This is a genomic window from Wenzhouxiangella indolica (assembly GCF_042310355.1).
Lineage (GTDB): Bacteria > Pseudomonadota > Gammaproteobacteria > Xanthomonadales > Wenzhouxiangellaceae > Wenzhouxiangella.
In genome coordinates this window covers 563,516-586,858 of the sequence record NZ_JBHJMR010000001.1, presented here as the reverse complement: position 1 = coordinate 586,858, position 23,343 = coordinate 563,516, and the positions used below count along the sequence as shown (strand labels likewise).

16 protein-coding genes are annotated in these 23,343 nt (G+C 65.6%); 10 read left to right on the top strand and 6 right to left on the bottom strand.

Annotation, left to right across the window (positions count from 1 at the left end; translation table 11 throughout):
- Positions 1-105 precede the first annotated feature (105 nt).
- The 5 genes from ACDC67_RS02780 to ACDC67_RS02760 all read left to right on the top strand — a co-directional run bounded on the left by ACDC67_RS02780 (position 106) and on the right by ACDC67_RS02760 (position 7,358).
- The gene (locus ACDC67_RS02780; RefSeq protein WP_376690389.1) at positions 106-918 is read left to right on the top strand and encodes a type II secretion system protein; all 813 of its coding nucleotides are present in this window, start codon (positions 106-108) and stop codon (positions 916-918) included.
- Entirely contained in the window at positions 915-1,319 is a 405-nt protein-coding gene (locus tag ACDC67_RS02775; protein ID WP_376690388.1) for a hypothetical protein, read from the top strand. The genes ACDC67_RS02780 and ACDC67_RS02775 overlap by 4 nt, the downstream gene beginning before the upstream one ends.
- Positions 1,316-5,347: a DUF6701 domain-containing protein gene (locus ACDC67_RS02770; protein WP_376690386.1), complete on the top strand. Its 4,032-nt coding sequence runs from the start codon at positions 1,316-1,318 to the stop codon at positions 5,345-5,347. The genes ACDC67_RS02775 and ACDC67_RS02770 overlap by 4 nt, the downstream gene beginning before the upstream one ends.
- Before the next feature lie 89 nt (positions 5,348-5,436).
- Complete coding sequence (locus ACDC67_RS02765; protein WP_376690384.1) at positions 5,437-6,387, top strand: GGDEF domain-containing response regulator; 951 nt, start codon at positions 5,437-5,439, stop codon at positions 6,385-6,387.
- Between the two features lie 29 nt (positions 6,388-6,416).
- Entirely contained in the window at positions 6,417-7,358 is a 942-nt protein-coding gene (locus ACDC67_RS02760) for an FHA domain-containing protein (RefSeq protein WP_376690382.1), read from the top strand.
- Here ACDC67_RS02760 and ACDC67_RS02755 read toward each other — a convergent pair.
- Positions 7,349-8,095 (bottom strand): FFLEELY motif protein, encoded by a 747-nt coding sequence (locus ACDC67_RS02755; protein ID WP_376690380.1) that lies wholly within the window; start codon positions 8,093-8,095, stop codon positions 7,349-7,351. The two genes, ACDC67_RS02760 and ACDC67_RS02755, sit on opposite strands and share 10 nt — an antisense overlap.
- A complete protein-coding gene (locus ACDC67_RS02750; protein ID WP_376690379.1) occupies positions 8,092-8,541 on the bottom strand; it encodes a peroxiredoxin in 450 nt (149 codons plus the stop codon). The genes ACDC67_RS02755 and ACDC67_RS02750 overlap by 4 nt, the downstream gene beginning before the upstream one ends.
- 21 nt (positions 8,542-8,562) lie before the next feature.
- On the opposite strand from ACDC67_RS02750, the gene ACDC67_RS02745 reads away from it, so the two are divergent.
- Positions 8,563-9,786, top strand: a complete 1,224-nt coding sequence (locus ACDC67_RS02745) for a patatin-like phospholipase family protein (protein ID WP_376690377.1) — start codon at positions 8,563-8,565, stop codon at positions 9,784-9,786.
- Here ACDC67_RS02745 and ACDC67_RS02740 read toward each other — a convergent pair.
- Genes ACDC67_RS02740 through ACDC67_RS02725 form a run of 4 tightly spaced genes read right to left on the bottom strand, consistent with a single transcriptional unit; the run spans position 9,779 to position 13,897 of the window.
- Positions 9,779-10,495, bottom strand: a complete 717-nt coding sequence (locus ACDC67_RS02740) for an N-formylglutamate amidohydrolase (protein ID WP_376690375.1) — start codon at positions 10,493-10,495, stop codon at positions 9,779-9,781. The two genes, ACDC67_RS02745 and ACDC67_RS02740, sit on opposite strands and share 8 nt — an antisense overlap.
- Entirely contained in the window at positions 10,462-11,703 is a 1,242-nt protein-coding gene (locus ACDC67_RS02735) for a carboxylate-amine ligase (protein WP_376690373.1), read from the bottom strand. The genes ACDC67_RS02740 and ACDC67_RS02735 overlap by 34 nt, the downstream gene beginning before the upstream one ends.
- 23 nt (positions 11,704-11,726) lie before the next feature.
- The gene (locus tag ACDC67_RS02730) at positions 11,727-13,199 is read right to left on the bottom strand and encodes a RimK family protein (protein ID WP_376690372.1); all 1,473 of its coding nucleotides are present in this window, start codon (positions 13,197-13,199) and stop codon (positions 11,727-11,729) included.
- Entirely contained in the window at positions 13,187-13,897 is a 711-nt protein-coding gene (locus ACDC67_RS02725) for a cysteine peptidase family C39 domain-containing protein (protein WP_376690370.1), read from the bottom strand. The genes ACDC67_RS02730 and ACDC67_RS02725 overlap by 13 nt, the downstream gene beginning before the upstream one ends.
- A 122-nt stretch (positions 13,898-14,019) precedes the next feature.
- Between ACDC67_RS02725 and ACDC67_RS02720 the strand changes: the two genes are divergently transcribed.
- From ACDC67_RS02720 to dnaE, 4 genes are all read left to right on the top strand, one after another.
- Positions 14,020-15,225, top strand: coding sequence for a TraB/GumN family protein (locus ACDC67_RS02720; RefSeq protein ID WP_376690369.1), 1,206 nt, complete (start codon positions 14,020-14,022; stop codon positions 15,223-15,225).
- A gap of 87 nt (positions 15,226-15,312) precedes the next feature.
- The gene (locus tag ACDC67_RS02715; RefSeq protein WP_376690367.1) at positions 15,313-17,997 is read left to right on the top strand and encodes a DUF349 domain-containing protein; all 2,685 of its coding nucleotides are present in this window, start codon (positions 15,313-15,315) and stop codon (positions 17,995-17,997) included.
- Complete coding sequence (locus ACDC67_RS02710; RefSeq protein ID WP_376690365.1) at positions 17,994-19,643, top strand: Na+/H+ antiporter NhaC family protein; 1,650 nt, start codon at positions 17,994-17,996, stop codon at positions 19,641-19,643. Before ACDC67_RS02715 ends, ACDC67_RS02710 begins: the two co-directional genes overlap by 4 nt.
- A 119-nt stretch (positions 19,644-19,762) precedes the next feature.
- The gene (gene dnaE, locus ACDC67_RS02705; protein ID WP_376690363.1) at positions 19,763-23,266 is read left to right on the top strand and encodes a DNA polymerase III subunit alpha; all 3,504 of its coding nucleotides are present in this window, start codon (positions 19,763-19,765) and stop codon (positions 23,264-23,266) included.
- Positions 23,267-23,343 lie beyond the last annotated feature (77 nt).

The following is a 23,343-nucleotide window of genomic DNA, read 5'->3' as shown; positions in this document are numbered from 1 at the left end:
GGTCGGCGTGCTCAACGTATCGGCCAATACGCTTGCGCGCACCTCGGTCGCGAAAGCCCACCAGGACGCACCCTTGAACCGGTTCGCTACGCACGCGGGGGCAATATGCGGGCCAAGTCGCGCGGTTTCACCCTCATCGAGCTGATCCTGGTGATCGTGCTCGTCGGCATCCTGTCGGCGGTCGCCACGGTCTTCATCCTGCCGCCCTTCCAGGCCGCCGCCGACATCGAACGCCGCGCCATGCTGGTCGACGCCGCCGACCTGGCCATCAACCGCATCACCCGCGAAGTGCGTAACGCCCTGCCCAACAGCCTGGCGGTATCCGGAAACCGGATCGATTTCATTTCGACCGTCACCCACGGCCGCTACCGGCGCCTGCCCGGGGGTGGGAACAATGACATCTTCGTGCCGGCGCGCTCGTCGGACAGCTTCGACGTGCTCGGGGGCCTGATCGATTCGGGAGCCGTGGAGACACGCTCACCCGGCACTGATTGCGGCGCGTCCACAGGGCACTGCCTGTCGATCTACAACACCGGGCAACCCGGCTTCGACGCCTGGTCGGGCGAGAATATCGCCGCCATCCTCAACGCCGGCACCAACTCCATCGAGTATGACAATGGCGGCAGCGGCCCGGCCTTCGCCACCCACTCGCCGCAGCAACGCTTTCACGTCATCAGCGAAACGGTCAGCTACATCTGCGCCAACGGTGAACTGCGTCGCCATGCCGGCTACGGCCTTTCGGGAGACCCCGACGATGTTACGGGCCGGCTTGTTGCCGACAGCATCAGCAGCTGCCAATTCACCTATAACTCGGGCACATCCGCCCGACGCGGCCTTCTGACGGTGCGCCTGGACCTGGCCGACGAAGGCGAGTCCGTGTTCCTTCTCGGCCAGGCACAGGTGTTGAACACGCCATGATCACGATCAGACAACAACGCGGCGCCGCCCTGTTCGTCGGTATCTTCCTGATCACCGTCGTGGTCGTTTTCGCCGCCGTCGTCGCCCTGACCTCGGCCAGCCAGCACATCAGCCAGGCCCGCGCCGGGCTCGCCGAGCAGGCCTGGTATGCGGCTGTTGCCCGTCTCGAGGACGGCATCCAGGAAGTCCTGGCCAGCGAAAACTGCCCGCCTACGGGCACCCAAACCGTTTTCGAGTTCCGCACCACCCTTGACTGCAGCTCGATCGAAGTAAGCGAAGGCGGCGAGACTTACGCTGTCTATACGCTCAGTGTCAGCGCGGAACAGGGCGACCTCGACCGCGCCGTGTTCGTGCGCCGTTCGCTGAGTAGCCAGATTACGGATCTGGAGATTTCACCATGAGTGCGACTTTCCTTGAACGATTCATCGTCGGCGTCCTTCTTGCCCTCTCGCTCGCAACCTGGCTCGAGCCAAGCCGGGCGCAGGTGCCCGCTTGTTCCGATGTCTTTCCCGGCCCGATCACCGAAGAAACATCGACCACACTGGATCTTCCTCCGTTTCCGGAACCGAACGATGGGGATGCTGAATGGGAGAATGATCTGACACTGCCTGGTGGAACCTACTACTTCGAAGACCTTGATATCGACAACGGAGTGGTGGTCACGCTTGGCGGCCCGGTATTGATATTTGTCGAGAGCGGGGTGGACATCGGCAACAATGCCGTGATCAATGTACCGGGGGATCCCGCCAACTTTGTGCTTATCAGTTACGACGAGATCGCAATTGGAAACAACGCAGCGCTCAATGGCCTGCTCTATGCACAGAACGACATAGACCTCGGGAACAACGTCAATATCACGGGAGCCGTCACCTCGGAAGAGGAAGTCGATACCAAGCAGAACACCTCCGTAAGCTACGACCCGGAGGCGGTTGAAAACGCCGACTTCGGCGGCCTTTGCTCAAACGGATTACCACCGGCAGAGCTTGAAGCCGAGTGGCGAATGGACGAGGTCGAGTGGAGCGGAACCAACGGCGAGGTCATCGACAGCAGCGGCAACAACAATGGCACGGCACGGACTGCTGGCGGTAGCGGCTCTCTGCCTTCGACGGTTCCAGGAAAAGTCTGCAACGCCGGGCGTTTCCGGGGCCAGGGTTTCAATCGGCCGGATGGCTCTTACGTCGACGCTCAGCACTATATCGACGTCCCACACAACCCCGGCCTTTCTCCGCTGGCGGATGTCGGCGGCATGTCGATCGGCGGCTGGTTCAGGCTGGACAGCACGGGCGGCCGGATTCTCCACAAGGGCGAGGGCGGCAACAGCCAGGAGTACCGCCTTTCCGTCGGGGGCGGCCAGCTGACCTTCACGCTATGGAACCGCTACGGAAGCGCGTCGACGATGTCCATCAACCCCGAGTCGCTCTCGACCGACACTTGGTACTTCTTCACAGTGACCGCTTGGCGACTGCCCGGTAGCAACGATATCGAGACCAGAGGCTATCTTTACGATGCAAGCGGACAGATCGGAGACGTCAGCGAGCAAACACTGACGGTCGACTATACCAACAAGGTCACGAATGCCCGGCTGTTCTTCGCAGCAGAGAACTTTGGCGACGCTCCGGTGAACTTCCTCGATGGTCGACTCGACGAGATCCGGATCTACAGTGGCATTCAGGACGCCGATGGCGTCGAGGCGCACTGGAGCACGACGCGCGACTGCCCGGGCACTACTGAACTCCTGCTCGAATACCGCATGGAACAATCGGGCTGGGACGGCACCCCCGCAGAAGTGCTAGACACCAGTGGCAACGACCGCAACGCCACCAGTGTCGGCGGCGCCGACACCAGCGGCAGCGATCCCGCGATCGCCGGCAATCCCGGCAGTTGCCGCTACGGCGAGCTCGACGGCAACAACGGCGGCATCGTGGACGCCAGTGCCAGCGACTACCTGAACGGATTGAGCGCAATTACCGTCATGGGCTGGGTCTACAACACGGACTCGCTCGCCGGCAACAATCGCGGCATCTTCTTTACCAATAGCCCGACCAACAACGACAATCGGCTCGGCCTTAGATACGACACAGACGGCTTCTTCGGCGGCGGCCAGAACCTCATCAAGGCCAGCGTCTTCACCGACGACTGCGACCCGAACCAGGAGTGTCACCAGGTCGAAACCGTTTCCAACGTCATGGTTCAGGACCAGTGGCAACATATCGCGATGACCTGGCGTTCCGGTGAGACGATCCGGGTCTATGTCGACGGCAGCGAGGTCGGCATCTCGAACATCGAAGGCCCGGGCGCGAACGGAACCCTCGCCGGGATTGACCGCCTGGATATCGGCCTGGGCGCCACGAACGAGCGCTGGCAGGGCCGGATCGACGAATTTCGCATCTTCCAGGGCGCGCTCGACGCGCCGGCGATTCAGCAAGAGATGATGAAGACCTTTCCCTGCGAACAAGCCGCGCCGGATCATATCCGCCTGCTCCACCCGGGTAGCGGGCTGACCTGTTCGCCCTCGGAGATCACGGTTCAGGCCTGCGCCAACAGCGACTGTTCGAATCTCTTGAGCGATGAGGTCCAAGTCGGTTTTCTCTCGCCCACCGGCAACTGGGGCCCCGATCCGGTCACCTTCACCGGTCAGACGAATGTCACGCTGCAGGTCACCTCCCCCGGCACCGTGACCCTGGATGCCGCATCCGACCCGGCCGCGACGAACCCGACGCGCTGTTTTGTCGGCACCGCGGAAACCTGCGAACTCGAAATATTTGATGCCGGCTTCAGGATTGAAGTCCCCGACCACATGGCCGACACCTCCGTTACCGGAACCGTGGCCGCCATCAAGGGCGATCCGGCGGATCCACAACAGTGCGTCCCTGGTTTCCAAGACGAGGAAAAGGATGTCGAACTTTGGTCCGGCTATCTCAACCCGGGATCGGGAACCACCCAGGTCGCCATCAACGGCAGCGCAATACCCAACGGCTCGCCTGGCTCACTACAGACGCTGAGTTTCGATATAGACGGCGTGTCGCCCATCGAGGTCCGCTACCCGGATGTTGGCCGGATGCAATTGAACGCACGCTATGAAGGCACCGACCAGGAAGCCGGGCTGGTGATGACCGGCAACGATCACTTCACAACCCGTCCGGCAGCATTCGATCTAGCGATTCCCGGAAATCCGGCGGCAACCGGCCCGGGTGACGAGGCATTCATCGCCTCCGGCGTCGATTTCGAGATCGAGGTCGAAGCACTCAATGCAAGCGGCAACGTCACGCCCAACTTCGGTCGGGAAAACCAACCCGAGAGCGTTGACCTGATCACCGAACTGGTTGCACCCGCCGGCGGCGAAGAGCCCGATATCACCGGATCGTTCGGCGAGTTCGGCCTGGACTGCGACGGCAACCCCGCCGCCCCCGGTACCGCCTGCGGCAAGTTCAACTGGACCGAGGTCGGAATCATCAAGCTCACGCCCCAACTGGCCGAAGTCGGCGGCAATCGAGCGTACCTCGACACCGAAGCGGTAGTCGGCAGTGCGGTGGATCATGTGGGTCGTTTCATTCCGCATCATTTCGAGATCTCGGGCGGCGAAATCATCGACCGTGCAGGACTGGAAGCGCTCACCGAGTGCAGCAGCGATTTCACGTATGTCGGCGAACGGTTCGATGCACGATTCACGGTCATCGCCCGCAACCTGGGCGGAGGCACGACCCTGAACTACGAGGCGGATTTCGCCTTTCTCGCCGCCAATCAACTGGGTCTGGAAGAGGCCGGCGGTCCCGACCTGAACGTCGATGGGCGCAGCATCGCCTGGGTCCTGGGGTCGGGTGATGCCGTCGTCCAGTTGAGCATCGATCGGGGTTCCTTCGACGGTCCTTTCGAACCCTACGAGATCACGAGCCAACCAGTCGACCAGGACGGTGTTGCGCTACTCAACCCACCGGCAAGCATAGACTCAACCGACCTGTACTTCGGCCGCCTGGTGGTCGACAACGCCATCGGGTCGGAACTCGGCGATCTCGCCCTGCCGTGGCGTGCCGAGTACTGGGACGGCAGTACCTGGCGCATCAGAGACGACAATTGCACCGTGATCGATCTCCAGGATCAGGTCATGCTCACCAGCGAAACGGGCGTCAGCTCCAGCGGCAACGAAACCATCAACGTCGGAGGGGGCATTTCGAACGTTACCCCCGACAGCGTTCTGACGCTCAGCGGCGGGCTGGGCCGGTTCATGTTCTCGGCACCCGGCTCGTCAGGATGGATCCAGCTTGAGTTGTTACTTGATGATCCGGCTGCAGCTTACCCGATGCCGTTCCTCCGAGACGATCTGGAAGACGACGACAACGTGTTCGAGGAGAACCCGAATGCCCGCGCCACCTTCGGCCTGTTCGACGGTAACAGTCAGCGCATCTACATTCGCGAAATTGCGCCGCGATAGAGCAACTTGCACGGCGGCGGCGCTTGACGCAAAATGGATTCCCGTAGGGAAGCGGCAACGAGCCGCATGACAAGGGCAGGCAGGAACCCATGCTGCAGGCAATCGATAACTCCAACCGGCATCGGCGTGTGCTGTTTGTCGACGACTCAAGGCTGATGCGCTACGCGGGCAGCAAGTTCCTGCATGGGCACTGCGACGTCGTGCTGGCCGAGAACGGACGCGATGCCTGGCGCACCCTGGCCGGGGACGATCAAATCGACCTGGTCTTCACCGACCTGATGATGCCGGTCATGGACGGTCATGAACTGATCCGCCGCATTCGCCAGTCGTCCGACCAGCGCCTTCGCCAGCTGCCGGTTCTGGTCGTTACCGGTGACGACGAAGCAAGCGCACGCGAGCTGGCCATCAGCGAAGGCGCCAGCGACTTCATTGCCAAGCCCTTCAGTCCGGACGATCTCAGGCATGCCCTGAGCGGCGGAAACCGGGCGAAGTCCGCGCAACCGGCGCCGCGCATCAGGGGCCTGCCGCCCCAGCTGGCGCCGGTGCGCAAGACGAATACCCCCTTCCATCAGCCCGACGAGCCGACCAACTACTGCCGGCGCCTGCAGCAGACCATCAGCTTCCATCAACGACAGCAGCTCGACCTGTCGCTGTTGCACGTGCAGTTCCAGGGCTACTGGCAACTCAACAACCGGTTCGGCCGTCACTGGGCCGACGCGGTCATGCGCAATCTGGATCGGATCCTGGTCGATGTCCTGCGCGATGAAGACAGCATTCACCGCACGGCCGACGACCTGTTCAGCGTCATCCTGATGGCGACGGGGCGAGAGGGCGCCCGCGTTCTCGTCCGCCGACTGCGCCAGCGCCTGCTCGGCAGCCGCATGCGGTTTTCGAGCATGGAGGTGCCCATCGACGTTCGCTTTGCCGTGCAGTTCCCCGATCTGGCCGAGGAAGACGACCCCGAGATACTGCTCGACGAAGCGCTGCGCCTCGTGCACTGGCGGACGTCTGCAGGCGGCCCCGGGCTCATGGATCGCTGAACCATCTTGATGGGGATGGGACGGCAGCCATGATCCGTTCGCTGGTGCTCGAACCGATCGACGAGACGCGGCAGGAAACCGGCGCCATTCGCCTGAGCCGCTTCCCCTGCACCATCGGCCGAAGCCCCGACTGCGATCCGCGCCTCAACCTGCACCGTATCTCGCGTCGTCACCTGCGCCTCGAACTCGACGGCGACCGAATCGTCGTCGAAGACCTGGGCAGCACCAACGGCACTTTCGTCAACGAAGAACGCCTCACAGAGCCGGCGCAGTTGCGACCGGGCGACCGTCTGCACATCGCCGATTACGCCTTCCGCGTCGAGCATTTGCCCGAGGTCGATCCTCAGATCGCTCAGCGAGGCGGCCGGCCCGACACGCTGGCGGGCCAGACGATTGCCGGATTCACCGAAGACCCCACCGGCTTCCCGGTCCAGGCCCCGCAGTTCTACGAGTTGCTCAACGACGCGCTGCTGGAACCCCTGGCGATCGAGCTGACCGTTGATCACGATCCGCACGAGGCACTGCTGGTGACCGCGCGGAGCACGCACCCGACGCTGAACGCCGGCCACGAACGCCTGGCCCACATGGCGCGCCAGCTCGGCGAGGAGGCGCGCTACCACGGCATCCTGCGCGAGCGCGCGGCCGCGACGGCCGACGAAGCCGGCCTGGACAACCGGCTGATCGTGCTCCCCGTCGATACCCTGGAGGTGGAAGACGCCGCCTTGCTACTCGGCGAGCTGGAGGAACTGGCGGGCCGCTTCCGGCGCCTGCAGCTGGCCTGCAGGGTCGGGCTTGCGGAACTCGACCCGACCACCCTGGCCCAGCTGGGCAAGAGCCTCGACCGACTGGGCCTGGTACTGGCCGGCGCCGTCGAAAACGATGCGGACGAAGCGCTCTGCCGGACCTACGGCATCGTTGCATTGAAGGCCGCGCCCGATGCCCCGACCCGCCCCTTGCGAGACTATTTCTGACCGTCTACGTGGTCCGGCAATGGGCCGCGGCCGATCCACGGCTCGAACGGCCAGTCCTCACCCGATCGCATCGCCGCGAGCGCCTCGGACTCGCGCCGGTGGATGGTATTCAGGAACTCATCGGCACCCTTCATTCGCGCGAATGCGTCCAGCCCGCGCTCTAGGAAACTCTGCAGCAGTCCCGCGCCGCCCATTTCGGCCGGACGGCGCATGATGCGCACCAGCCGCCGCACCATGGTCCGGCGCACCGTATGGTCCAGCAGTTCGCCCAGGCTTTGAATCAGCGCGATCTGCTCGAGGCGCTGCTCCCAGTGGCCGTGCTCGCGATAGGCCCGGGCGTAATCGGGCTGACGAATCTCGGTGACCCCAATCAGGATTTCGGCCAGCGCAAAATCGAACTCCAGGCTCACCGCCTGCAGGCGCATGGCCTCACCGGTGGCGTGGAGCAGATGCTCGGGCAGGAAGCGACGCATCACCGGCAGCACGCGCTTGAGCTGCCGATCGCGGGCGTGCACATCGCGACCGCCGTAGAGTTCGTCCAGGAAGAACTCGCAGGCGGGCGCAAAACGCGGCTGCGCGACCAGGTCCGAGTAGGTGGCGTCGAGCCTGGCGCGCTGCCAGAGCTGGAGCCGCTCGAGCGAGTCCCGCAGCGCGCCCGAGTCGGGAATTCGACCGGCGATCGCCAGGTTGCGCTCAACCTGCTGCCGGAGGTGACGAACGGCGGCCGTATCGCTCATTCCAGCTTCGAGATGACCTCGATGAGCTCGTCGCGGCTGCGCCGGAAAACCGCCACCGACTCGACGTGGGCATACCGCACGCAGCCGCGCTCGTCCACCAGGAAGACGCCGCGCTTCATGCCCAGCAGGCCCTTGCAGCCGTAGCGCTCGGCCACGGCCATGTCGGGGTCGCTGAGCAGCGTAAAAGGCAGTTCGTGGCGGCTGCGGAATTGCCGGTGCGAATCGGCGTCGTCGCGGCTGATACCGACCACCTCGACGTCGAGCTCGGCAAACTGCTCGATGCCGTCGCGGTAGTCGCACAGCTGGCGCGTACACACCGGTGTTTCGTCGCCGGGATAGAAAACCAGCAGCACGCGCCGGCCGGCCCGCTCGGACAGGGTGAATGGTCTGCCGTCCTGGTCGGGCAGGGAAAAGTCGGGGGCGGCTTCGCCGATTCGGATCGTCATGGGGTGCATTATAATGGTCGCATGCTCAAGTTGACCCCAGCACTCGCGCCGCGCGCCACCAGCCGCCACCCGACCATCGCCCTGGCCATTGCCGGCGGCGGGCCGCTCGGCGCCATCTACGAACTGGGCGCCCTGCAGGCGCTCGACGAAGCGCTCGACGGCGTTCACATGCACGATCTCGACATTTACGTCGGGGTCAGCTCCGGCGCGATCCTCTCGGCCAACCTGGCCAACCGCATCACCATCAGCCAGATGGCGCGCGTGTTCATGAGCACGCCGGATGCCGAGTTCGCCTTCCACCCCGAGCAGTTCCTGCGTCCGGCCCTGCGCGAGTATCTCGATCGCGCCACCAGCATTCCCTCGGTGATCTTCGAGATGCTGTCGGAAGCCATTCGCCATCCACAGCGCCTGACCAGCCTGGAAAGCCTGGAGGGCCTGAGCCGGCTGATCCCCAACGGCATCTTCGACAACGGCAGCATCGACCGCTTCCTCGCCCGCGTGCTGGACAAGCCGGGCCGCACCAACGACTTCCGCGAGTTGACCGCTCGCCTGCGCGTGGTGGCGGTGGAGCTTGAATCCGGCCAGGCCGTGCGCTTCGGCGAGCCGGGTTACGACTCGGTGTCGATTTCGCGGGCCGTGCAGGCCTCGGCCGCCCTCCCCGGCCTGTATCCGCCGGTGGAAATCGGCGGCAATTACTACGTCGACGGCGCGCTTCGGCGAACCCTGCATGCCTCGGCCGCGCTGGAAGAAGGCGCCGACCTGCTGTTCGCCATCAACCCGCTGGTGCCCTACGACGCCGACGGCGACGCGCCCAACCTGCTGCGAGCGCGCGATCGCATGATCAAGGGCGGCCTGCCGGTCGTGCTGTCACAGACCTTCCGCTCGCTCATTCAGTCGCGCATGCAGATCGGCATGCGCAAGTACGAGACCAGCTATCCCGAATCGGCCATCATGCTGGTCGAGCCCAACCGCAACGACGAGAAGATGTTCTACACCAACGTCTTCAGCTACTCCTCGCGCAACGAACTGGTCAACCACGCGTACCAGATCACGCGCGCGGAACTGCTCGCCCGCGCCGACGACCTGGAGAGCTTCCTCGAGCCCTTCGGGCTGACGCTCAACCGCGAGCTTCTGGCGGCCGAGCGAAGCTTTGCCGACAGCCTGGCTCGGGAGAAACCGCACTACGCGCCGGTCGGCAACTCGCTCGATCGCACGCTCGACAGCCTGGAGCGCCTGCTCAAGTAGCCTGCGTCTCGTTGTACAGCGCCTCGGCCACGGCCGATACCAGGCACGCCTGCGTGTCCTGCCAATCCGATCTTTCTACCAGGTGCTGGCCCACTTCCAGCTCGACGGTGATCAGCCGGTCGGCCGGAAATTCGCGCCGGTGCTGCTGCCCCAGGCCGTTGGCCGTGCCGCGGTAGGGCGCGTTCATCCGAACCCGGAGCTCCGGTCGCCGCTGCTCGATCGCCCGCCGCAACGCCTTGCAGAAGCGTTTCTCGGCTTGCCTCGACGGGTCGTAGAGCAAGCCGATATCCAGGCTGCGCTCTTTGCCCTCGAAAACCGGCGTAAAGCTGTGGCAGGCAATATGAACGACCCGCCCAGGCAGCGACTCGAGATGGTCCCGGTAGGCGCGCCAGTGCGGCAGCCACCAGTCGCGCTCGATGCGCGCGCGCTCGGCGCTCGGCAGCTTCCTGGTCCACTGCGAGTACCGGCGCGGGTGACCGGCCGAGCGATTGAGGTCGATCAGCAGGCGCGTCGCGCGCCCGAGCAATAGCGGCGCGTGGAGGCGATCGGCGAGTTTGCGGCCCAGCTCCGGCGTTCCGGCATCCCAGCCGCGGTGGCTCGCCAGTTCGGACTCGTGGCCGGCAAACAGCTCACGCCAGCGCCCGGGCACCGCCCTGGAGGCATGCTCGCAGGTGATCAGGGCTGAAACAGGCGGTTTCGATCCAGGCATTCGGCCAGCTCCCGATAGCAATCAACAATGGCCGTGCGGGCCGGCTGCTCGCCGAGACGCCGACGAAGCGCTTCGCCCAGGGTTCCGCGCTCGACCATGGTCGAGAGCTTGGCGGCGGCGGCATTCGACACATCCAGGCCGTCGAGCAGATCGAGCCACAGCGCCCGCCCGCTCCGGGACGGACCGGAACCGAAGATCGACAGCCAGGGGGCGTAGTCGAAATCCACCGCACTGCCGCGCTCGGCGGCGGCAAACAGCTGCTGCGACAGCGCCGCTGTCGAGAGCGCCTGGCCGCGTTCCAGCAACTCGTCGGACTGGTAGAGCCGGCAGACCAGCGCAACCACGGCCTCGGCAATCGCCAGGTCGGCGGCCGGGCATTCCTGGATATCGATGATCCGGATCTCGATCGTCTGGCGTTCGAAGCGCGCAATCGCGCCGCGTGAATTGAGCCAGTCGTCGGCCAGGATGCCGTCGGGGTCGTGGGGCTCGATCGCCCGGTACATGGGTCCGAGAATCCGCGCGTGGTAGTCGGCTATCGACTCGACCGCCTCGGGCACGATCCGGCCAGCGATCTCGGGAATTCGCCGCTGGTTGTCGCGGTAGAACTTCAGGCGCGTGTCCATCCATCCCGACCACGCGCCCTCGACCAGGGGTGAGGCCGCCGCCAGCGCCGGAATCAGGGGAAGCGCGATCCGGATGGCGGCGTGCAGGCGGCGGAATTCCTCGCTATCGAAAAACGGCAGATTGATGTGCATCGACTGCAGGTTCGACCAGCCGTGGCCGCGGCAGGTGAAAATCCGGTCGTAGGCCGCGTAGATCTCGTTCTGCCCGTGCGGCCAGAGCCGCGTTTCGGTTTCCGGATCGAACAGCGGATGCATGGCGCCGGGCAGCAGCATGGCGCCCATGGGCGAGAGCTGGATATTGATATCCCTGACCGCCTCGCCGAAGGCTTCGCCCAGGTTTTCAATGGATGGCGCCGGGCCGTTGGTCTTGAGTTCGATCACGTGGAGCACGAGTTCGTTCGACCATGCCAGCGCGCCCTTGTCGACCTCGTTGACGATCTCGCCGGCCTGGAGCGCCAGCAGTCGATCCGCCATGGTGCTGACCGACAGGCTGTCCTGCCCGACGATCATGTACTCGAGCTCGATGCCGTAGCCGGAGAAGGCACGCAGGTAAGGCTGGGGGGTTAGCGGTTCGATGGTCGGCATGTATCGTCCTTTGACTCAACGCACTACCGACGGCCGAGCTTGCGCCGGGTGACGCGATTGAACATCACGCCCATGATCTCGCGGTAGAGGGCGTCGCGCAGTACGGCGTCCTCGCAGCCGGCGTCGATCGAGGGGTTATCGTTGATCTCGATGACCAGCACGCGGCCGGCGACCTCCTTGAGGTCGACACCGTAGAGACCGTCGCCGATCAGGCCGGCGGCCTTGACCGCTGTCTGCACGACGGCCTCGGGCGCTTCGCCCACCGACAGGGTGTCGGCCATGCCCTCGTCGTCCTCGCTGACGCCGGTGGCAGCGTGGTTGTAGATCTGCCAATGGCCGCGGGCCATGTGGTAGCGGCACACGTACATCGCCCGACCGTCGATGACGCCCACGCGCCAGTCGAAGGCGGTCGGCAGGTATTCCTGCGCCACGATCAACTCACTGCCGCGGAGCATCTCGCGCACCGTCCGGTCGAGGGTCTCTCGGTCCTCGATTCGAACCACGCCCAGCGAGAATGCGCTGTCGGGCTGCTTGAGCACGACCGGCAGGCCCAGCCGCGCCTCGATCTCGCCGGCGTTGTCGCGATGCACCAGCAAGGTCCGCGGCGCGGCAATGCCGTGGCGCTGCAGCAGCTCGGCCAGGTAGACCTTGTTCGTGCACTTGAGGATGGAGTCCGGGTCGTCGATCACCACCAGGCCCTCGGCCGCGGCCTTGCGCGCGAAGCGGTAGGTGTGATGATTGACCGCCGTCGTCTCGCGAATGAACAGGGCATCGAACTCGGCCAGACGACCGATCTCGTCGGGCCCCAGCCGCTCGATATGAAACCCCACGGTCTCGGCGGCGCGTTCGAAGCGTGTCAGCGCCTTCTCGTCCGACGGCGGATGGGCTTCCCCGGGGTTGACCAGCATCGCCAGATCGAAACGCGACACCTTCGAGCGCGGCGTGCGCGGGCGCTGGCCGGAAAAATAGCGGGTCGCGGCCTCGCGGACGAAATCAAGGTGCGTTTCGGGAATATCGCTGAACGAAACCGGCGCGATGCGCCTGAGGCTCCAGCCTTCGGCGAGTCGCTTGAAACGGGCGCGCAACAACGGCGCCGGAAACAGGTTGAACAACGCCCGCGACAACCGGTCGTAACGCCGCGCCAGGTTGCGACCGAAGTAGATCGAAAGCGTGAACTCGTCGGACTGCAAGGGCCTGAGCCCGGTTTCGATCAGGCGCGCCAGCTCCACGCCGGTCATGCGAACGATGTCGGGCGCGCGAAAGTCCTGCAGAGTCGCCACCGAGGGCAGCGGCTTGTGCCCGCGCGCGGCTGCCAGCAGCGAAACGTAATAGCCGTTGGACTGGTAGCCGTAGCTGCGACAGAGATTGTAGACGCGCGTCGACCGCCGCTCCGACCAGTCGGGTTGGGTCAGGTAATCGCGCGCGAGAACGCGCTCGACGCCCTCGTTTTCCAGCGGCCAGTCCTCGTTGCGGCTGACGACGATCAGCTGTTGCATGGTCGAATCACGAGCAGGTTCGCATCGTAGGTCAGGGCCCCCAGCAGGATCGCCCCGATTACCCGGTCGATGTGTACACAATAGACCTGGCTGCCCTGCGGATTGGGGCTGGTCGGGTCGGCAACGATCAGCTCGCGCGTCGCGCGTCGATAACCGGCCAGGATCACGAAATGCCCCACGGGTTCGCCCCGGATGTCGTCGTCGGCATCGTCGGGGCCCCATTCGCGCGCGCCGCGATAGAGATAGGTCGCGCTCAAACCGGTCAGCACCGGATGGCCATCGCTCAGCAAACGCCGCAAGAGCGCCCGGTTGAGGTCGTTGAACCGGATTCGACCGCCCGACGCCAGGTAGGCCAGGTAGCCGGCGGTGGCCGTCGACAGCCTCTCGCGCTGCTTGAAGTCCGCCTGGCGCCGCAATCGCTCGGCGAGGTCGACCTTCGGAGTGGCGAACCAGGTCGGGTCGAAGACCTCCAGGTTCCAGGTATGAATGACCGCCCGGTAGCCTCGCGCCAGCGCGTGATTGGCCAGAAACACATCGAGCGTGCCGCCATGGTCAAGGCGCTGGATTTCGTCGATGACCTGCTCAAGGCCGATATCGTCGCCGAAATGACGGTAGACGGCATGCAGGCAGGTAGGGCCGCAGGTCGTGGTATCGGGCTGGGCCTCGATCTCCAGGAGAGCGGGAACGGCAAGCGGCATGAATGGCACCCGAAAGGGTCAAGGACTCTGATTGGAGTATCGCCCGAAGCGCCAGTTCCCACCAGCAAAAAATATTGCCTGATCGGCTAAACTGCCCCATTGCTTTCGCGCGACCGGCATCAATGACCTCCGAACAAACCGAACTCTTCGGCGACGAGCCCGTCCGCCACATCACGCGTGACGGCGTGGACTACGCCCTGCTCGGCACCGCCCACGTCTCGCGCACCAGCGCCGAGGCGGTCGAGCGCCTGATCGACAGCGGGCATTACGACGCCGTCGCGATCGAACTCTGCGCGCCCCGCTACCAGACGCTCACCGAGCGCGACGCCTGGCGTGACATGGACCTGTTCCAGGTCATTCGTCAGGGCAAGGCGGGCATGATGATGGCCTCGCTCGCGCTGGCGGCCTATCAGCGAAGAATCGCCGAGCAGTTCGGTATCGAGCCGGGCGCGGAAATGAAGATGGCCATCGAGGCCGCCCGCCGGGCCGATGTGCCGGTGCAGCTCATCGACCGCGACATCGGCATCACCCTGCGGCGCGCATCCCGAAGCCTGTCGTGGTGGAAGCGCTGGCTGATGCTCAACGGCCTGGTCATGTCGATGTTCTCGCGCCAGGAAGTCAGCGAGGACGACATCGAACGCCTCAAGCAGGGCGATCTACTGACCGAGACCTTCAGCGAGTTCTCCGAGTCCGCCCCGGAACTTTTCGAGGCGCTGATCGCCGAGCGCGACCGCTTCATGGCCGCGCGCCTGAGGCAGGAGAACGGGCAACACGCCCCGCGCAAGGTGCTGGCCGTGCTCGGCGCCGGTCACCTCGAGGGCACCGCCCAAGCACTCGAAGCCCAGAGCGAACCGGCCGAGACGGTCGAGTCGCTCAACACCATGCCGCCGGCGTCGAGACTGCTCAAGACCCTGCCCTGGCTGGTGCTGGTACTGGTCGCGACCGGCTTCATCATCGGCTTTTCACGCTCACCCGAACTGGGCTGGGCGCTGGTGGCCACCTGGGTGATCATCAACGGCACCCTGTCGGCGCTCGGCGCCCTGATCGCCGGCGGCCACCTGCTGACGGTCGGTACCGCGCTGCTGGCCGCCCCGCTGACCTCACTCAACCCGACCATCGGCGCCGGCATGGTCACCGGTGCGGTCGAGGCCTGGCTGCGCAAGCCCCGGGTGGGCGACTTCGAGACCTTGCGCGACGACGTCGTCAAGCTTTCGGGCTGGTGGCGCAACCGCGTCTCGCGCGTACTCCTGGTCTTCTTCCTGTCCAACCTCGGTTCCGCGATCGGCACCTGGGTGGCGGGCTTCAGGATGGTGCAGCAACTGTACTGAACCCCGAACCGATCTGGAGCCATGGCTCAGATCGGTGGCGAGATCCCTATAATACGGACTGACCTTTACACGGCGAAGCACGCGCTCATGAGCATCAAATCCCGCCTCTTCGGCAAGCCCTGGCAGCAGAAAGACCCGGTCGTGCGCGCTCAGGCCGTGGCCGAGAGCGACGATGCCGAACTGCGGACCGAGCTCGGCCGAATCGCCGAGCACGACGAAGCCGCCGAAGTCCGGCTGGCGGCCCTGCGCCGCATCAACACCGAACCCTTCTGGCTCGACGCCCGTCTGCGCGAATCCGACCCGGCCATCGTCGAGGCCGCCGACGCCTTCCTGGCCAGGGTCGTCATGCAGCGGCCGAGCGAAGACCTGGTCAAGGAAAGGCTGGAGTGGTTCCGGCGCATCGACGACGGCGACTATATTCGTCGCGTCGCGACCCGGGCGCCCGACCGGGCATTGCGAACAGAAGCCCTGCTGCGGATCGACTCGCCCGGCTTTCTCGGAGACCGGGTGATCGAGGAAGCCGACGAAGAACTGGCCCTGTCCCTGATCGAGCGCATCGAGCAGACCTCGACCCTCGAACGGATCGCGGGCGCGCTCAAGCGTCGCAGCAAGCGACGCGCGCGCGCCGTGGAGGCGCGCCTTCACGAACTGCAGGCCGCGCGTGGCGATTACGACGCCGCCACCGAGTCCGCCTCGCGCCTGGTCGAGCGCGCCGAGCGCCTGGCGCGCGGGCAGTTCGATGGCGACCGCAAGCACGAGCACGATGAACTCGAAGCGCTCTGGCGAGAAACCGACGCGCCCCCCGAAACCCTCGAGCGACGATTCCGCGGCGCACTGGAGATCGTGCGCAGGGCCCTCGAAGCGCCGGCGCGCCGCGCCGCGGCCGGGTCGGAGCCGCCGGTCGCGCCCGCCGAGGACGAAGCGAACCGCGAGCTCGCCGACCTGGTCGCCCGCCTGGAAGCCCTCGACGCGATCGATCGCATCGGCGCCGACAAGGCCGGTGAGCTGCTGGGCGAGTTCGATCGCCGCTGGCAGAAGATTGTCGAACCGGGCAGCGAAGACGAAGCGCTGCGCGAGCGAGCGCTGCCGATTCTCAGGCAGCTGCAGCAGCGACGCCAGGCGGCCGAGGAAGCGAAGAAGCCGGACAAGGCGCCAACCCGGCAGGCCGATGCCGCCGACAGCACGGACTGGCAGAAGGAACTCGACGCCCTCGCCGAACGGCTCGACGCCGGCGATATCGCCGGGGCCCAGGCCGGCCTGCGGGAATTGCGCAGCCGCATCGATCGACTCAAGCCCAGGCAGCGCCCGCGCGAAGTCGCCGGACGCCTCGGGCGACTCGAGGGACGGTTGCGGGAGATGCGCGACTGGGAGCATTGGTCCAATAACAAGCATCGCGACGAGCTGATCGAGCGGGTGGAGCAGCTGGCCGACTCGGGGCAACATCCCGACGCCATCACCGCGGCGCTCAAGGAAGCCCGCAAGGAATGGCAGCATCTCGAGGATCTCGAGGTACTGCCCGGCGACAAGCGCCAGCACGCCGCCCCGTCCGGGCAGTGGCGGCGCTTCCAGGCCGCCTGCAAGAGCGCCTTCGAACAGGCGCAACCCTTCTTCGAGAAGCGCCACGAGGTGCAGGCCGAAAGTCTCCAGCAGCTCGAGGCCTTCCTCGAACGCGGGCGCGCCGTGGCGGCCGACGGCGACAGCGGCATCGAAGCGCTCAAGCAGTTTCTCAAGAACGCACGGCTGGCCATCCGCCGGCTCGACGACGTCCCGCCGAAGTCCCGGGGCAAGGCGGCAGCTGGATTGCGCGAGCTGATGGACGCGCTCTCGAAGCGCCTCGACGAGGCATTCGATGCCATCGAGAACGACAAGCGGCGGCTGATCCGGGAAGCCCAGGCGCTGGAACACGAGACCGACCACAAGGCGGCCATCGAGCAGGCCAAGGCCCTGCAAGCACGCTGGCAGAAGGCCGGCACGGGCCGGCGCAGGGTCGAGCAGAAGCTCTGGAAGGAGTTCCGTGCGCCGATCGACCCGCTGTTCGAGAAGCTCCGCGGTGAGCAGGATGAGCGCCGCGAAGCCCAGGAAGCCGAGCTCGCCGCCCTGCGCGATCTACTCGCGCAGGCCGAGCAACTGGCCGAGATCGACGAAGCCGAGCTCGACCAGGCCGAAGGCCGAATGCGCGCCCTGAGCTCGGACTGGGCGTCGGCCGGCCGCCGTCCCGCGCAGTTGAACGAGCGCTTCGAAAAGGCCCGGCGTGCGCTCGAAAAGCGGCTTGCCGATCGCCGCCGCGCGGCGCAGCGACGGGCACTCGAGCGACTCGATGAGCTGGCCGGGCAGCTGCAATCGGCCTGGAAGCAACGCCAGTCCGGAGAGCTCCCTTCCATCGATATACCCGACGCCCCCGTGGGTGAAAGCGCCGCGGCACTAAGCGCCGCCGCGGGAATGCTGGCCGATCCGGACGTGACCACGGATTCGATCGCCTCGCAGGTGGAAGAAAACGGTGAAAAGGCCCGCCGGATCGTCATCGAGATGGAATTCCTGGCCGGGCTGGAATCCCCCGCGGAAGATCGCCAGGCACGCATGAATTTCCAGGTCGAACGCCTGGCCCAGCGCATGAGCGAGCGCGGCGACGCGCCCGGCCTTGCCGAGGAACTGGCCGACCTGCGCCGTCGCTGGTACGAAAGCTTTCCCCAGCCCCTCGACCATCACGACGCCATGGCAAAGCGCTTCCACAAGTGCCAGAATGTACTCGAGTCGATGTCGGGTACAGAATGAATTACAACAAGCTCCCCGCCCTGCGCGGCTTGACCCTGTTCGCATTGTTGATCGCCAGCCCCGCCGCCTTCGGCGCCGAAGGCGAGTCCTTCGGTTGGGTGTCGATCCTGCCGCCGGTCATCGCCATCGTGCTGGCGCTGATCCTCAGGCAGGTCGTTCCGGCGCTGTTCGTCGGCATCTGGCTCGGCGCCTGGGCGCTCAACGATTTCACGCTGGTCGGACTTTTTTCCGGTCTCTTGCAGAGCATGGAGACCTACGTCGTCGGCGCTTTCGCGGATTCAGGGCGCGTTTCGGTGATCGTCTTCTCGATGATGATCGGCGGCATGGTCGGCATCATCTCGAAGAACGGCGGGCTTCAGGGCGTGGTCGAACGCATCGTCGGTTTTGCCGATTCGGCCCGGCGCGCCAGTATCGCCACGGTCGTCATGGGGCTGGCGATTTTCTTCGATGACTACGCCAATACCCTGGTGGTGGGCAATACCATGCGGCCGGTGACCGACCGCATGAAAGTCTCGCGCGAGAAGCTCGCCTACCTGGTCGATTCCACCGCCGCACCGATCGCCTGCCTGGCGCTGGTGACCACCTGGATCGGCTACGAGGTCGGCCTGATTCGCGACGCCATGGCGGGCATCGCCGGCCTCGATATGAACGCCTACTTCGTCTTCCTCAATTCGATCCCCTACAGCTTCTACCCGCTGTTCGCGCTGGTGCTGGTCTTTGTCATCGTGCTTTCAGGCAGAGATTTCGGCCCCATGCACGCGGCCGAGAAACGCGCCCGGCACGAGGGGCAAGTCGCTCCGTCTGCCGTGAGCACCGCCCTGATCGACGACGACATGCAGCAGGTCCAGCCCGCCGAGGGCACAAGATGCCTGGCCCGCAATGCCGTCGTGCCGGTGGTCGTATTGGTCGTCACCGTCATTGGCGGGCTTTTCGCCAGCGGTGAGGGCGACACGCTCCAGGCGATCATCGGCGATGCCGATCCCTACCAGTCCCTGCTGTGGGGTTCGCTGCTCGGCGTGGTGTCGGCCATTGCCATGACATTGCTGCATCGCAGCCTGACGATCTCCGAGACGATGGCCGCCTGGTTCACCGGCCTGAGAAGCATGCTGCTGGCGGTGATCATTCTCGTGATGGCCTGGGCGCTGTCCGACATCACCAGCGCGCTGGGCACCGCCGCCTTCCTGTCCGAGCTGCTCGGTGACCGCCTTCATCCCGGCCTGTTGCCGACGGTCGTCTTCGTGCTGGCCGCCGCCACGGCGTTTTCCACCGGCTCGAGCTGGGGCACGATGGGCATCCTCCTGCCACTGCTGCTGCCGCTGACCTGGACGCTGATGAGCAACAACGGCATGACCGGCGCCGAGCACATGCCGATCCTCTACGGCACGGTTGCAGCCGTGCTCGGCGGCGCCGTCTGGGGCGACCACTGCTCGCCCATTTCCGACACCACCATCCTGTCTTCGATGGCCAGCCAGTGCGACCATATCGAACACGTTCGCACCCAGCTGCCCTACGCCCTGTTCGCCGGCGCGGCCGCCATCGTCCTCGGCACCCTGCCGGCCGGGTTCGGGATTCCGTGGTGGGTGTGTCTGCCCGTTGGCGCCATCGCCTTGATTTTGGGGGTTCGGATGGTTGGGAGGACGGTTTAAAGAAGGTTTCAGGTTTCAGGGTTCAGGTTTCAGGGGCGGGCTCCGGAAGTGTTCTCCCTGAAACCTGAAACCTGAAACCTGAAACCTCGATCCGGGCCCTCGCCGTTTATAATCCCCCCATGCCCGACGAAGCCCCAACGCCTTCCGCCCCCCCGAGCCCCTTCGTCCACCTCCGCCTGCACACCGAATACTCCCTCGAGGACGGCATGGTGCGTATCGGCGAGCTGGTCGAGCGCGCCGCGGAGCTGGGGATGCCGGCAGTGGCGGTCACCGACTGGCACAACCTGTTCGGCCTGGTCAAGTTCTACGGCGCGGCCATGGCCCGGGGCATCAAGCCGATCGTCGGCGCCGACGTACGGGTCCAGCAAGCCGGCGATGCCGAACAATTCGGCGTGGTCACCCTGCTGGTCCAGAATCGCGACGGCTACCTCAGCCTCTGCCGGATTCTCTCGCGCAGCTTCCTTGAGGGCCGATTCCGTGGCCAGCCGCGGGTGCATCCGGCCTGGCTGCGCGGCCACACCGACGGGCTCATCGCCCTCGTCGGGCGCCAGTCCGACGTCGGTGAGGCCCTCGCCAACGGCCGCGGCAACCTGGCGCGCAACCGGCTCGAGGAATGGGAGTCGCTGTTCCCCGACCGGCTGTACCTGACGCTTGAACGCATGGGGCGCGAGAACGAGCGGGTGATCGAGTCGGGCCTGCTCGACCTGGCGGTGCAACGCCAACTGCCCGTGGTGGCCAGCAACGATGTTCGCTTTGTCGACCGCGACGACTTCTTCGCCCACGAGGCGCGCGTCTGCATTCACCAGTCCCGCCTGCTCGACGACAAGCGCCGGCCGCGCGAGTACGTCGACGAGCAATACCTCAAGAGCGGCCAGGAAATGGCCGAGCGCTTCGCCGACCTGCCGGTGGCGCTGGAGAACACGCTGCACCTGGCGCGGCGCTGCAACCTCGAGCTGCGGCTGGGCGAGTACTTCCTGCCGGCCTTTCCGGTGCCCGACGGCGAGTCCGAAGACGACTTCGTGCGACGCAAGGCCGCCGAGGGCCTGGACAGGCGCATCGAACGCCACGGCCTGGCCGAGGACGTCGCGCGCGAGGATTACGACCAGAGACTCGAGCGCGAGCTGGAAGTGATCGTCTCGATGGGCTTCTCCGGCTACTTCCTGATCGTGGCCGACTTCATCGCCTGGGCCCGAAACAACGGGGTGCCCGTGGGCCCCGGTCGCGGCTCCGGCGCCGGCTCGGTCGTCGCCTGGTGCCTGGGCATTACCGACGTCGATCCAATGCGTTACGAGCTTCTGTTCGAGCGCTTTCTCAACCCCGAACGCGTCTCCATGCCCGACTTCGACGTCGATTTCTGCGTCGACGGCCGCGACCGGGTCATCGAATACGTGGCCCAGCGCTACGGCCGCGACCAGGTTTCTCAGATCATCACCTACGGCACCATGGCGGCCAAGGCCGTGGTGCGCGACTGCGGCCGCGTGCTGGGTTACAACTACGGCTTCGTCGATTCCATCGCCAAGCTCATCCCGAACCAGCTCGACATGACCCTGGGCAAGGCGCTGGAAGAAGAGCCCGAACTCAAGGCACGCTACGAGAAGGAAGACGACACCCGCAGCATCCTCGACCTGGCGCGCTCGCTGGAAGGCCTGGCCCGAAACGCCGGCAAGCACGCCGGCGGCCTGGTCATCGCGCCCGGGCCGCTGACCGACTACACGCCGCTCTACACGGAGCCGGACGGCCATTCGGTGCTGACCCAGTTCGACAAGAACGACGTCGAATCGGTCGGCCTGGTCAAGTTCGACTTTCTCGGGCTGCGCAACCTCACGATCATCGACTGGGCGCTCAAGGCGGTCAACGCCACGCGCGAGAAGGCCGGCAAGGCGCCGATCGATCTCGACGACGTCCCCCTCGACGACAAGAAATCCTTCGAGCTGCTGCGCGCCGCCCACACTACGGCCGTGTTCCAGCTCGAATCACCCGGCATGAAGGAGATGCTGCGCAAGCTCAAGCCCGACAGCTTCAACGACATCGTCGCTGCCGTCGCCCTCTACCGGCCCGGGCCGCTGGACGCGGGCATGGTCGAGGAGTACATCGACCGCAAGCACGGCAAGGCGCCGGTGCGCTACCCGCACCCCAAGGCCGGACCGATCCTCGAGCCGACCTACGGCGTGATCCTCTACCAGGAGCAGGTCATGCAGATCGCCCAGGAACTGGCCGGCTACAGCCTCGGCGCCGCCGACCTGCTGCGCCGCGCCATGGGCAAGAAGAAGGTCTCGGAGATGGAGCGCCAGCGCGAAATCTTCGTGACCGGCGCGCGCGAAAACGGCATCGAGGCGACGGAAGCCGAGTCGATCTTCAACCTGATGGAGACCTTCGCGCGCTACGGTTTCAACAAGTCGCACTCGGTCGCTTACGCCCTGGTGGCCTACCACACCGCATGGCTCAAGGCCCATTATCCGGCCGAGTTCATGGCCGCGGTGCTGTCGGCCGACCTCGACAAGACCGACAAGATTTCCAACCTGATCGAAGACTGCCGGCTCATGGGCCTGCAGATCCTGCCGCCCGACATCAATCGTTCCGCCTATCGATTCGAAGTCGAAGACGGCGCGATCCGCTACGGACTGGGCGCCCTGAAGGGCGTGGGACGGGGTGCGGTGGAGAACCTGGTGAGCGTGCGCGAGCAGTGCGGACAATTCACCTCCCTGGCGCACCTGTGCCGGGAAGTCGACCTCTCCCGGCTCAACCGCCGCACCCTCGAGACCCTGATCCGATCGGGCGCCGCCGACTGCCTGCACGACAACCGCGCCGCGCTGATGCAGGGCCTGCCGGAAATCGTGACCGAAGCCGAGCGCTTCCAGGCCGACCGGGAAGCCGGCCAGTCCAGCCTGTTCGGCGGGGGCGAACCGGCATCACAGGGCTCGGGCGGCGAACACGAGCGCGCGCTGCCCGACGTCCGCGACTGGACCCTGCGCCAGCGCCTGCGGGCCGAGAAGGAGACCCTCGGCCTGTATCTGTCGGGGCACCCCATGGACGAGCTGCGTGACGAACTGGCCGACACCACGACCACGACGCTCGAGCGCATCGACAAGTTGCTCGGCAGCAACGGCGGTGAGGGCCGGCGCCGAGGCCAGGGCAAGCCGATGACCCTCGCCGGCCTGATCGCCGCCATCCGGCGACGCCCGGGCAAGGGGGCCTTCATCGCCCTCGACGACGGCACGGCGCGACTCGAGGTAGCGGTTTTCGACCGGCTGTATCAGCAAGTTTCGGATCGGCTCATCGCCGACGAAATCGTGGTGGTCCGGGGCCGGGTCGAGGTCGACAGCTTCCGCGGCGGGCACCGGATGGTGGCCGAGGAAGTAATGAGCGTCGACGAAGCCCGCTCCCAGTTCGCGCGGCGCGTGGAAATCGAGATCAGCCGCCCGCCGGCCATGCTCGAACAGGACCTGGCCGCCGCCCTGCAACCCTATCGACCGGGTCGCACGCCGGTGGTCATCCACTACCGCAACCAGTCGGCCCAGGCCCTGGTGCGCCTGGGCGGAAACTGGCACGTCACGCCGTCGACCGAGCTGCTAGCTGCCTTGGGGGGAGTAGCGGGGATCGGGGAAGTGAGGTTGAAATACTAGGGGCGGAAGGGGCCAGGAATTCTCAAGTACCAAGCAACGATTTTCAAACAAAGACCAATGATCGAAATCTCAATGTT